Source organism: Clostridium sp. CM028, assembly GCF_030585565.1.
GTDB classification, from domain to species: Bacteria; Bacillota; Clostridia; order Clostridiales; family Clostridiaceae; genus Clostridium_AD; species Clostridium_AD estertheticum_B.
The window spans coordinates 2502636-2514899 of sequence record NZ_CP077766.1 but is presented as its reverse complement, the minus strand read 5'-3'; the positions used below and the strand labels follow the sequence as shown (position 1 = coordinate 2514899).

Here is a 12264-nt window from a genome sequence, read left to right as displayed (position 1 = left end):
TTACACTAACAGAAAAGTTATTGATTTACAGTTTTATTTAAATAAACTGGATTTTTATAATATTGTTGCGCTTTTGTAATCCACCAATAATCTTCAGTAGGTGGTGATCCAACTGCATCAGTACTAGAATTAACACCAGCACCAAACAACATTGATACTACTCCCGCATCTCTAGCTTCACCCATATGACTTCCCCAAGTAATAGTGTCTCCTTGCCTTTTTATATCAGGATCATTAGCCCCATTTGAAGCAAAATAATCTACTCTATCAGAATTTCCAGCTTTAAATGTATCTCCAAAGAAGAATGATGGTGCTGAATCTTCACCTGTCGTATCCTTGTTAGTTAAAGTTTCAAATGGTTTGCCAGTATATGGACTGTTTTCAACAGTTCCATTAATATGTCCCACAGGAATTTGCCATAGTATAACCGGCTTTTTTGTAGTTTCATGAAGAGTTTTTGTATATAACAAGTAATTATTCCAAAGGTCTGCATTCCAAAACCATTTAGAAAATTTTGGATTTACAGCTGCTCCTGTTTCGCAAACACCTCCATCTAATCCATACTTATCTATAGAAATAAATTCTGCATCATAGCTTGTAATTCCAGCTGCTAAATAATATTCAGCAGTTTCTTTCGCCACTGCTTCAATTTGTTGTCTTCCCGCTGCCCATCCATCTCTTTCAGTTAAATGCATTAAGCCTTGTCCTGGTATTTCTCCGTTTTCATAAGCCCATGTATTAAATTGCCATCCATTATATGCTTTAGGATAATATTTATTAACAGTATAGTTAATAGAAGTAACAAGGCCTTCCACCGTATTATTAAACTTTGGGTCTACACCCTTTTGTAGCACACCCGATGAATAAGCGGCTTCAACTAAAGCTGATATTTCATTTGGTTTTTTCTTAGATTGTTGCATCATATATCCTAAGAAATCTGGTTCAAATACCATTCCTATAGTTTCACCTTGTCCATATTCAACACATATATCTAAAAAGAATTTTAAATTTTTGAAATAAGCTTCCATATATTCCTTACTATTGATATGGGCTAAATCTAATTCATAGTTTTCTCCGCTATCCGGAATGTTATAGTAAACAAAGAATGGAATTATTCCAAGCTTTAAACTTTCTTTAATATAATTCTTAGCCCTATCTCCATCAACAGTTGTCCACTCTCTCCACCCATTAGCTAGAGGTCCCCCATTTATATATATATATCTAACATCCATTCTCTTATTTGTATTATCTATATCTATATCTTTCCAAAAATCTAAATCTCCTTTTTTATCCTCTGAGACTTGTCCTAAAGATAAATACTTAGGCATACCCGGTAAGTCACCATTAGCCTCTTTAATTTTTACTCCTATGTATCTAGTTTCATTTGTGCTTGCTTCATGGATTTGAAGTCCACTTCTTCCAGCCGCAAGTCCTTCTAATGTTAAATTACCATCATTGTCTATAGTCGCTTTAAGTACTGATGAATTACTTATTTTCACGCTATATTGCGGCTCCTTTGTATTATTATTAACTACTTTATATTTATTTGTACCCTGTGTAATTACTGCTTGAAGCGCTTGAGAATCTCCATCAATGCCCTCAATTAGTATTTTACTTTCATTCGCTGTTCCAACGGAAACTTCAATTACATTACTTTTTGATTTCCCAAAACTATTAATTAATTCAACATAATAAAAATATGTTGCAGGAATTGTTCTTCCTTTAATACTAATCGCTTTAGATTGTGCTGCTGGTGTGTTATCAGTTAAATCCCCCTCGTCAACCACCTTAAATTCACTTAATCCTCCTATCTTTTCATAAAGTTTGTAGCTTGTCCCATTATTTCCATGCCACATACTTAATGTAATATTGTAATTACCATCTAAATCACCTGACCATTGATCATGAGATAATGATGCTACCCCTGGTGCATCTGCTGCTGACGCAAAAGTAATTTTTGCTGGAATCATAGTAATAAAAAACAACATTACTATAATTACTGATAGGCATGAGTTTTTATTAATTCCTCTTTTCATTTTTTTCTCCCTTATATATGTATTTATTACCATTATTATGTCATGATAGCAGGTCACGTTTCAACCAAAATCACTCCCTTTTTTCGGTCATTTTTAATTATTTTCCAATTTTCTTCTAGGATTTAATACTCAAAGCGATGTTTTCTTTGAATTAATGGTCGATAATGGTTTAAAATATAAAATAAATTTATCCATAGATAATATAAGGTAGTAAAGTAGCTCCCATTCCCACCCCCTATAATATTGACGCATATTTCATATAATGCTATTCTATTTATAGAATAGCAAATGAGGAAAAAAATGACATCGTTAATAAGGATTTAAAGTGCTTTTTTCAATCTATAAAATAAATTAATAATAAGGGTGTGATTTCATGAGACTTCACAGGCTGCTCGGAATTATTATGTTGCTTAATACACGAGGAATAATGAAAGCCGGAAATTTATCAAAAATACTTGAAACCTCAGAAAGAACTATATACAGAGATATGGATATATTGTGCGAATCAGGTATTCCTATTTTATCAATTCCAGGTCCTAGTGGAGGTTTTTCTTTTGTTGAGGGGTATAAAATCAATTCTAATAACCTAGCGAGCGGTGATGTAGTTAATCTATTGCTTTCAGGTATGGGTATACACTCAGAAAAAAATACTGAAATGTCGCAGCAACTAAAACTTGCCGTCATTAAGCTTGAAAATAGTGTATCAAAGGAACATAGAGAAGAAATTATTAAAGCTAAGGAAAGGTTTTTTATTGATTCGCAACCTTGGTGGGGCACGCGAATACAAAATCAGAATGTAGATATAATAAAAAAATCAGTGCTTAATTTAAAAAAATTAAAAGTTCACTATAAAAAATTTGACGGAGAAGTATCCGAAAGGATTATAAGACCTTATGGTGCTGTGGTAAAAGATTCTCAGTGGTATGTGGTAGCGTTTTGTGAATTAAAAAATGAGATTAGAATTTTTAAATGTAGCAGAATTGAAAGTATTGAAGTGCTAGATGAAAGCTTCATCATGGATGAGAACTTTAACCTGGGAAAGTTTTGGGAAAATAGTAAGCATCAATTTGTGAGACAGTCCTACCTCAAAGTAAACCACGCTTCATATCCTGTTAAAATTAAATTCTATGAGGAAAAGAAGCAGACCCTTGAAGGCTTTTGTGTACTCTCTTCCATGAGAGTTAATGATAATTGGTTTTATGATATCGACATGATAAGTTTTCAAACTGCCTGCAATGTAATTTTTCCTTTAAGTGATAGAATTGAGGTTTTAGAGCCTATAGAGCTTAGATCGTACATAATTAGAAAAACAAATATAATTTCAAATTTATATAGGGCTACATAATTCCTGACATACTGTTGGCAAGGATTCCCTGATATAATTGTGATATCAAATAAATGGATGGAGGCAATAATTATGGAAGAAAAAATAGTAAGCTTTGAAGGATTTAAGGCTGTAGGTATACCTTATTTTGGAAACAATAGTAATAGTGAAATTGCTACTCTTTGGGAATCATTTAACAAAAACTGCGGAGACATAAAGCAAAAAAGCAAGTCCATGCTGTATTATGGTATATGTGATTATGGAAATTGTGGAATGGATTCAGAAGGTAGGTTCAACTATACTGCTTGCGCCGAAGTAGACAGCTTTTCTGATGTACCTGAAGGTATGGTAACAAAGGTTGTCCCAGAGGGTAAGTACATGGTGTATACTTATAGTGGAGCTATAAAAGATTTAGGTGCATTTTACAATGATGTATTTGAAAAGTTCATTCCATCCTCTTCGTATGAATTTGATTGTAGACCCCTACTAGAATTGTACGACGAGAGATTTATGAATAATGGACAATTTGACATATGTGTTCCTATTAAATAACACTTTTATAACTCATAATTGGGTGACTTCCACCAAATTATGAGTTATTATCACATATAACGAATTATACCTGCTACCCTAGCTAAAATATTGATTTTAAGATAATCAGAACTTCTTATATCTACTAAATATATTTCACTTTTTGCTCCCTAAAATTAAATTGTATTCTTAATTTCCCATCCTTGTAACCGGCTTTAATGATTTCCTTTGATTGTAATTTTTGTGGAAGTACAAAATTTCGTTTTTCATTTTTAATGGAAATACTAATTTCATCTCCATTTTGAAGTAAATTTAATTCATTTTTATCTACAAAAGGCATATTGATATTTAAATAATAGCTTTCATCTATACTTGATTTTTCAATTTCAAAAATTTTGTCTTTAAAGAGCACTTTGTCTGCAGAAACTTCTTTAAATATACTTTCTCCCATATTTAATAGGACCTCATAATCCCTAACCTCGCTATGCATTAACTCAGTTTTGAAAATTGGTACCGGGCTAAAACTTTCACTTATCTCCTTAAGATTTTCACTTTGAAGCTTCATCCATTTTTCGAAATATCCTTTCCCTCCCTCTTCTGAAATTATTTTATTAACAATAATTGCGTCTACATTAAAATCATAGAGATGCAAATAAGAAAAATTTCTTTTAGCTTCCTTGATAACAATCTTTTCTGGAGTAGTAACTATTCTAAGGCTTACCTTATCCTTTTGGAGCATTAACTTATGGAGTTCATCAATTTTCTTATATAGCATTTCTATTTCATCAAAAGTTCTCTCATCAGGAAGCGGAATCTTTACTGTATGCTCAATTATTGGCTTTGCGATTTTTGCCATCTTCCTTTTCATAGGAAAAATTTTGTCCATCCACCACTTGAAAAGCTCTGGAAACTTCAAAAGCGACATAGTTTCGCCAGTAGGAGCACAATCAACTATTAACACCTCATAGTTATTTTCATCATTAATCTGTTTAATTTTAAGTAAGGAGATCAGATCCTCGAACCCTGGGAAAACCAGTAATTCTTCAACCTCAATGGTTTTTGCATTTTTTAAAAGCATCAATTTTTCTATATAGCCTTTGATATTCCCCCAAATAGCTTCATTTTCAATAAGAGCATCCACCTCTATAGCTTCTAAATTTTCTGAAATTTGGGTAGGTGTATTCGATAGCTTTACACCGAAGGCATCGGAAAGACTATGAGCCTGATCAGTGCTCATTATAAGCACCTTTTTCCCCTGCTTTGCAATCTGGCAGGCTGTGGCTGATGCGACACTAGTTTTTCCAACTCCACCTTTTCCTGTATATAAAATAATTCTCATTTTAATCCCTCCAATTCAATTATAAAAAATCTACTTTAACCTTTTTAATCTCTTGGTTTGCTTCCTCTTCCGCTTTTTCACAACCCTCGTTAATAAGATGCAATCCAATATCCTTAATAAGGATAATTGCTTCCTTCTCAAAGTTATTGATCTTGTGCAAGATTTTTTCTGGCAAAACATCTTTTATAACCTCATATTTAAGTTTTTCTATTCTTATCAATTTTTTAATTATTTCACCATTCATCTAATCCACCTTCTCATCAAAATAAATAGATAGATAATCCTCATTAAAATCAGCTTTACTTATTGAGTATTTTCTCAGTGAATTTGGACAAGGAATATTCCTCTTAAAATTGCCTATTTTTATGGATATATCAGAACCAGTTTCATACAGTTCTAAGTCTTTCTTATCTCCAAAAGGCACATAAACTTGAAGCTTATAACCACCCTCAACCTTTTCAAATTTCTCGTTAAAGGTTATTTTTTGAACCTTAAATATATCCTTAACATTCAGAGAATCCACAACTATCCTTTCTAAGCCGCAAATTCCATTAATATCTACCTCATACCATTTAATTTTGAACCTCGGCAAATTCAAAAATACTGAATCTATTTCTTCCATGTACTTTCTTTGAATACATTTCCACTCATCAAAAAATTCATTACCTATATCCTGGGGTATTATCCTGTTAATATATATTGCATCTACATTAAAATTATAAAGATTTAAATACATGTAATTTCTCTTGGTCTCTTCAATAACCATTTTTTCAGGAATTGTAACCAATCTTATACTGCAACTCTCTCTATCCTTAAATAAGTTTTGAAGATCTGTTAGCATTATATAAAGTTTTTCAATATCATTCATAGCTTGCTTATCAGGCATTTCTATTTTAAATGCTATTTTAGAGATAGGTCTGAGCACTTTCATTGCAACCTTTCCAATGGGAAATAATTTCTCCATGTACCAACTCATAAGCTCTGGAAATTTTAAAAGGGATATGGTCTCTCCTGTGGGTGCACTATCCACAATTATTAGGTCATAAGTACCTTTGTCATATAAATCTTTAATTTTCAAAAGACAAAATAGCTCTTCCATTCCTGGAAACACAACAATATCCTCAAAACTTTCTGCTTGCTCTTCATCTTTAAAAACCATCATTTTTTTAAAAGCAGCTTGAATACTCCCATAATAATTCTCCATTTCATAATTAGGATCAATTTCAAGCCCCCATAAATTTTCCCGCATTTCTGTAGGCTCATTCTTTATTTGTTGCATAAAAATATCACTCAAGTTATGTGCCATATCAGTGCTAACAATTAAAGTTTTTATTCCCTCTATTGAAGCCTTAAGTGCATGAGCTGCTGCGGCGCTTGTTTTACCCACTCCACCTTTTCCAGTAAAAATAATTATTCTTTTCATATCAACCCTCCTAATTTTAATTCTTTAATTGAATAGTTCTTTTAACGAAGTATTTCTTCTTAAAATAACTCAGGTTCACTGAGCTATTCAATAATTATTTTTCTTAATTTTTTAACAGGAACATCTTCTTTAACTGGATTCTTAATTCCCTTAAAAACTCCCAGTACTTTGTTATAAATACTTAAAGCTGAAGAAATTTCCTCCTCGGTAAGCTTTCCGTAAATCTCAATAAAATATTTAACAATCATAGCCTTTTCCTTCTCAATCACAGTACTTGCAACCTCTGTAAGGGTTATTAAAACTATTCTTCTATCCTCTGCACTTCTTATTCTTTCTACCATTAGCTTTTTTTCTAATCTAGCGATAACCCCTGTGGCAGTATTTAATGGAGCATTTATGTACTCTGCTATTTCCGTCATATTAGCATTCTTTTTTCGATGCAAGAATAATAATGCTAATATTTCATTCTTAGAAAAATCTAAGAATATATCACTCCACTGTTCTGGAAAAAACAAAACCTTAAACTCATCAATATGATTAAAAATAATTTGCTCTATTTTGTTTATATCCATAAACTTCCTCCGAATTAGTTCTTGTTACGAATTATATTTTAATTCTATCACCGAAGTATTTTCTTGTCAATAAAATTGCATGAAAAAGTATTACATGTACCCTTCTGTGCTTAATTGCTTCCCGCTAAGTATCCTGTAGAAAATGCCATTTGAAGATTATATCCACCTGTCTCAGCATCAATATCCATAACTTCTCCTGCAAAATAAAGATTTTTTATAAGTTTTGATTCCATAGTTGAAGCATTTATTTCTTTAACTTTAACTCCACCTGAAGTTACTTGAGCTGCTTTAATCGATAAAGTTTCTCTAACTGTTAGTTTCATTTCCTTCATATAAGTAATTATCTTATTCTCATCAGTCTTCTTTAAGTCATTAATCTTAACCTCTGTTACTCCTAACATATCAAATATTTCTTTCAAGTAATTTTGTGGAAGAATGCCTTTTAAATTATTAAGTACAGTCTTATTTGGATTGCTCCACATAATCTCTGATATTTCCTCCTTAGACTTATTTCTTAAAAAATCTAAAGTAACTTGTACTTCTCCCTCTCCTAAAGCTTTGCTTATATAAGATGAAAGCTTTAACACTGCTGGTCCTGATATTCCAAAATGAGTGAATATCATATCACCAAACTTTTCTATACTCTTCTTTTTAATCTTAGCTGAAACTACAACATCCTTCATTGCAACGCCTTGTAAACTCTTAACAAACTCTTCCTTTATAACTAATGGGATTAATGCTGCGTATAAAGGTGTTATAGTGTGTCCACATTTACTTAATACTTCAAACATAGAACCATCTGAACCAGAATCTGGGTAGCTCTTTCCTCCTGTTGTAACAATTACCTTTTCGCCTAAAATCCGCTTGCCATCATCCGTTACTACACCTTTAATTTGTCCATCTTCAACTATCAACCCTTGAACCTTACTGTTATACATAATCTTAACATTATTTCTTTCTAAATCATTTTTCAGTAATTCTATAACTTCATCGGCCCTATTACTTTTGGTATATATCTTTTGGTCAAGCTCCTCCTTATATTCTAATCCAATTCCTTTAAAGTATTCTAAAAGTTGATTATTTGAAAATGTATAAAGAGCGCTATATAGAAATTTCTTATTACTTACTATCTTATCAAAAAATTCCTCTATATCTCTATTATTTGTAATATTGCATCTGCCTCCACCCGTAAGTTTTAGCTTTGCACCAATTTCTTTGTTTCTTTCTATTAATATAACTTCACTATTTTTTGCTGCACTGATAGCTGCCATGATACCAGCAGGTCCTCCTCCAACAACAATAACTTTTAGCATAAACACACCTCACTAATTTTCATTTTTTAGTCCTTTAATACACTTTTTTAAAATCCTCATAATATTTTTATCGCAAGTTTCACCCTGAAAAATAATGCTTAATACGCTACCTTCTAAAATGCCTTTTAATAATTGTGACTCATCTATAATAATCCCTCCCTTCTATTCTATTTATAGTAGTAATTATACTAATAATAAATCCTAGAATTCAAATGAAGCTAGGATTTATTATTATATCATTTTACGTGCATCAATTATTGTTTGATATAAAGCTATTAGAATACAATCAATAATCTGATCTTTTTTCTCCCCTGTAGTTTTCTCAGAGTAACAAATGATTTTTAGCTTCTCTATGCACTTATCTATTTTAGACTGATGTTCTTGCGATATTTTTTCAATATATTTAATTGGAATTTTCTCTTCTACCCATCTCTTATTCGTATCGTTAATGCCTAACTCTACTAATGATAGTATCTTACAAAACAAAATATCTGGATTATCCTGAATAGTTTCATTTATAAGCATGATTTGATTAATAATAGACTTCCATACATCATATTTAATTTCTAAAAACATCCTCATATATTTATCCTCAAAAGTAGGAATTTGATAATTTACTATATCATCAATATCATCAATAGCAGAGGATTCTTCCTTCTTGTGTTTCGAATCTTCCAACAAATTATTTAATCCTGGTATCTTTAAGGTCTTAATCAATAAAGGTAAAAAATTAGAAGGTATAGGCACTCCGACTAATGTTAGATTTTCTAAAATACTTATACTCTCTGTAATTGCTAGAAAAGCTATAACAATTTGAGATAACATGCTTGTATTTACTATTGGAACTATAATATTCTCTAACAATTTAACTGTAATTATGGAAAGTGTATAAGTGCTAACTTTTTTAGTAAATTTACGTAATCCCACACTTGAAAACCTTTTATATTTTATAGCAGTATATATTCCTGTAATAGTATCTAAACTAATAAGCACCAAAAGTATAGTATATGAAGTTTGTATGCTTGTGAATATTTTAGAAAGGATGCCCAATATTCCAGATATTCCATATATTTTTAAAAAAATGTTGTTCTTGTCCATTTTCTCATCTCCATTAATACTAGACAACTATAAACATGGGACAAATAATTAAAACAAATTATTTGTTCCATATAATATATGCAACATTTAAGAGTACTGGCATAGATATATTTATCCATATTCTAAATAATATTAGTTGGAGATGACAAATGACTGTATACTAATATGAATAAAATGTTGATAAAGTGGAGGTTTCATACTATGGTTGTGGATAACTTTAAGAATACATCTACAGATTTCGATAAACTCGTATTAAGCAAGGTGAACTTCCACAAATAAATTCTCTGTTACTTATGGTACGGTTCCCCACTTATTATTCTAAACCCTCTATAAACCTGTTCCAGTAGCATTACTCTAAATAATTGATGTGGAAAAGTCATCTTTGAAAAGCATAATTTATAATTAGCTCTTTCTAAAACAGCCTTAGATAGTCCCAATGAACCTCCAATAACAAAAGCTATATTACTGTCACCTCTTATACCTAAATCCCTTATATAATTGGACAACTCCACTGAGGATAACGTCTTTCCATTTAGCTCTAGAGCAATTACAAACACATTATCCTTTATGCTTCTAACTATTGCCTCTCCTTCTTTGTCCTTTATTATAACCTCTTCCTTTTCAGAGGCATTATCAGGAGTTTTTTCATCACTTAATTCAATTATATTAAGTTTACAATATCTAGATAATCTTTTTGTATATTCATCTATAGCACTTTTTAAATACTTTTCTTTTATTTTTCCTACACAAATTATAGTTATATTCATTTTTAGCTCTCCTTTATTTCACTTATATTACATTTATCATAAATATAATATAAGATTGCATGACATATTTCAAAATTACAAACCAAATCATTACCTGCGCAGCTATCCACCTTCTGAACTCTCATTAAATCATCTCCTGCGGAGCTGGAATGTCGTTAAAAACAAATAACATGGATAAACCCCCATGTTATAACTAAAATTCGAATGGCATTCTATATGCTCAAGTCTCTTTTCTTATAAAACACATATGTGATGCTTATGGTTGCTGAAATAATTATAATTGATAAAACTACAAAACTCAATTGAAAACCACCACCATTAATCAAATTCTTAGCTTCATAATATTTGAATGGTGTAAAGTATTTAACATTTTTAAATTTACCGCTTAAGTCTATTGCCATAGATAACATATACGTTATTAAAAGAACTGCTGTAGATATTGATGTTGCAGTCTTTGGATTTTCGCTTATTGCAGCTATGGCCGTGCCAATAAACATAAATATAAGCTGCAAAACAAACATTCCGCTCATTAAGATTACTATCTCTGTGGTTACTGCTTCCCCTTTACTGTATTTCCCTACCACAATGATCGAAGAAACCAAAGTAATAATATTAAATATTAAAACATTCACAAAGGCTGCCAATAGTTTTGATGTTATGATTTTATTTCTTGAAATAGGTTTTGAAAGTAGAAACTCTGCAGTTTTATCTCTCTCTTCTTTTGAAATTATATCAGCCCCAAGCATAGCAGCATGAATAGTTGCCATAAGCGCCAAATATAAAAAGAGCATTCCATAATAACCACTAGCCTTTGACAAATCAAAACTACCTATACCAAAGATTGTTTGCATAGATTTTGGCATTTGATCAAATAAATCATTCATTGACTGACCTGAGGCTGATAATGCAACATATTTGCCCATACCAGCAATAACCATAAATAAAATACCAAAAGCCCATATAATAAGCCCTTTTCTATGGGCCCTCATCTCTACAATAAATACATTCATAAACTAACCCCCTCGTATCATTCATTAATAAATATTAAGTGTTAACATATCTAAGCAGCATGAACATCTTTTTTAGAATATATAAAATAGCTGGCAGTAATTGCAAAAGCAATAAATCCTATTCCTATTATACTAAATGAAACCTCATAACTTGAATTTTTCATGATGTAATTTGCGTCAAAATACTTAAAAGGAGTAACGTAACGCATGGCAGCATCTCCCGATGTAGCTGCAAACATACCAATAATGAAAAATGTAAATACAGTACCAAGGGAAATAGGTAGCACCGATTTAATCTTTGGCATCACAACTGAAATTATAATCCCCAAAGCAAGAAACATAATCTGAACGAAAAACAATGTAATAGAAATCATAAAAAATAGCTTGTAACTATAGTCTTTTGTTGAAACAATGGACACCATAATGCTAGAAGCTAACAAGTAGATTATATTAGTAATTACAAGACAGGTTAATGCAGCCATTAGCTTTGATGTCATAATCGCCCTGCGAGTAACAGGCCTAGTTAAAAGAAAATCTGCTGTTTTTGCGCCAACTTCCTTTGATACAATGGAGGTTCCTAGATTCATAGCTTGAATGGCACCACAAAGTGTTGTATATAAAAACATATAGGAGTAAAACCCTAAAATAGAAGACATACTATCTACAGAGAATCCCATTGCTTTTCTTACTGGCTCTGGAAATCCTTTCATTATTTCTTTAAATGCCTCAGCTTCCTTTGAAAAAGCGGGGAACATTGATAAGAAAAGAATAACAAGTGTTATTAAAGAACAAGTCCATATAATAGTGGATTTCCTATAAGTCTTTAATTCATGAAGAAACATATTCATAGC

The 12264-nt window shown here is 31.4% G+C and carries 13 protein-coding genes; 2 read left to right on the top strand and 11 right to left on the bottom strand.

Going from position 1 to position 12264, the window contains the following annotated elements; genetic code table 11:
* Positions 1-17 precede the first annotated feature (17 nt).
* Entirely contained in the window at positions 18-2036 is a 2019-nt protein-coding gene (locus KTC94_RS11780) for a hypothetical protein (RefSeq protein ID WP_220319881.1), read from the bottom strand.
* Positions 2037-2409: 373 nt separating this feature from the next.
* On the opposite strand from KTC94_RS11780, the gene KTC94_RS11775 reads away from it, so the two are divergent.
* Positions 2410-3381 (top strand): YafY family protein, encoded by a 972-nt coding sequence (locus KTC94_RS11775; protein ID WP_220319882.1) that lies wholly within the window; start codon positions 2410-2412, stop codon positions 3379-3381.
* A gap of 72 nt (positions 3382-3453) precedes the next feature.
* Complete coding sequence (locus tag KTC94_RS11770) at positions 3454-3912, top strand: GyrI-like domain-containing protein (RefSeq protein WP_216302090.1); 459 nt, start codon at positions 3454-3456, stop codon at positions 3910-3912.
* Between the two features lie 124 nt (positions 3913-4036).
* Here the strand turns inward: KTC94_RS11770 and KTC94_RS11765 are convergent, their stop codons facing one another.
* The 10 genes from KTC94_RS11765 to KTC94_RS11720 form a co-directional block, all read right to left on the bottom strand.
* Complete coding sequence (locus KTC94_RS11765) at positions 4037-5230, bottom strand: ArsA family ATPase (protein WP_220319883.1); 1194 nt, start codon at positions 5228-5230, stop codon at positions 4037-4039.
* A gap of 19 nt (positions 5231-5249) precedes the next feature.
* A complete protein-coding gene (locus tag KTC94_RS11760) occupies positions 5250-5474 on the bottom strand; it encodes a hypothetical protein (RefSeq protein WP_220319884.1) in 225 nt (74 codons plus the stop codon).
* The gene (locus tag KTC94_RS11755) at positions 5475-6653 is read right to left on the bottom strand and encodes an ArsA family ATPase (protein ID WP_220319885.1); all 1179 of its coding nucleotides are present in this window, start codon (positions 6651-6653) and stop codon (positions 5475-5477) included.
* 83 nt (positions 6654-6736) lie between these two features.
* Positions 6737-7225 carry a MarR family transcriptional regulator gene (locus KTC94_RS11750; RefSeq protein ID WP_220286245.1) on the bottom strand — a complete coding sequence of 163 codons (489 nt, stop codon included), beginning with the start codon at positions 7223-7225 and terminating at the stop codon, positions 6737-6739.
* A 110-nt stretch (positions 7226-7335) separates the two neighbouring features.
* Complete coding sequence (locus KTC94_RS11745) at positions 7336-8538, bottom strand: NAD(P)/FAD-dependent oxidoreductase (protein ID WP_216302095.1); 1203 nt, start codon at positions 8536-8538, stop codon at positions 7336-7338.
* A 231-nt stretch (positions 8539-8769) separates the two neighbouring features.
* The gene (locus KTC94_RS11740) at positions 8770-9636 is read right to left on the bottom strand and encodes a phage holin family protein (protein ID WP_165411753.1); all 867 of its coding nucleotides are present in this window, start codon (positions 9634-9636) and stop codon (positions 8770-8772) included.
* Between the two features lie 287 nt (positions 9637-9923).
* On the bottom strand, positions 9924-10403 hold the full coding sequence (gene rlmH, locus KTC94_RS11735) for a 23S rRNA (pseudouridine(1915)-N(3))-methyltransferase RlmH (RefSeq protein WP_220319886.1): 480 nt from the start codon (positions 10401-10403) through the stop codon (positions 9924-9926).
* Positions 10404-10405: 2 nt separating this feature from the next.
* Entirely contained in the window at positions 10406-10528 is a 123-nt protein-coding gene (locus KTC94_RS11730) for a hypothetical protein (RefSeq protein WP_258876412.1), read from the bottom strand.
* Between the two features lie 87 nt (positions 10529-10615).
* Positions 10616-11413 carry an ABC transporter permease subunit gene (locus KTC94_RS11725; protein WP_220286242.1) on the bottom strand — a complete coding sequence of 266 codons (798 nt, stop codon included), beginning with the start codon at positions 11411-11413 and terminating at the stop codon, positions 10616-10618.
* 50 nt (positions 11414-11463) lie between these two features.
* Positions 11464-12261, bottom strand: coding sequence for an ABC transporter permease subunit (locus KTC94_RS11720; RefSeq protein ID WP_220286241.1), 798 nt, complete (start codon positions 12259-12261; stop codon positions 11464-11466).
* Positions 12262-12264 lie beyond the last annotated feature (3 nt).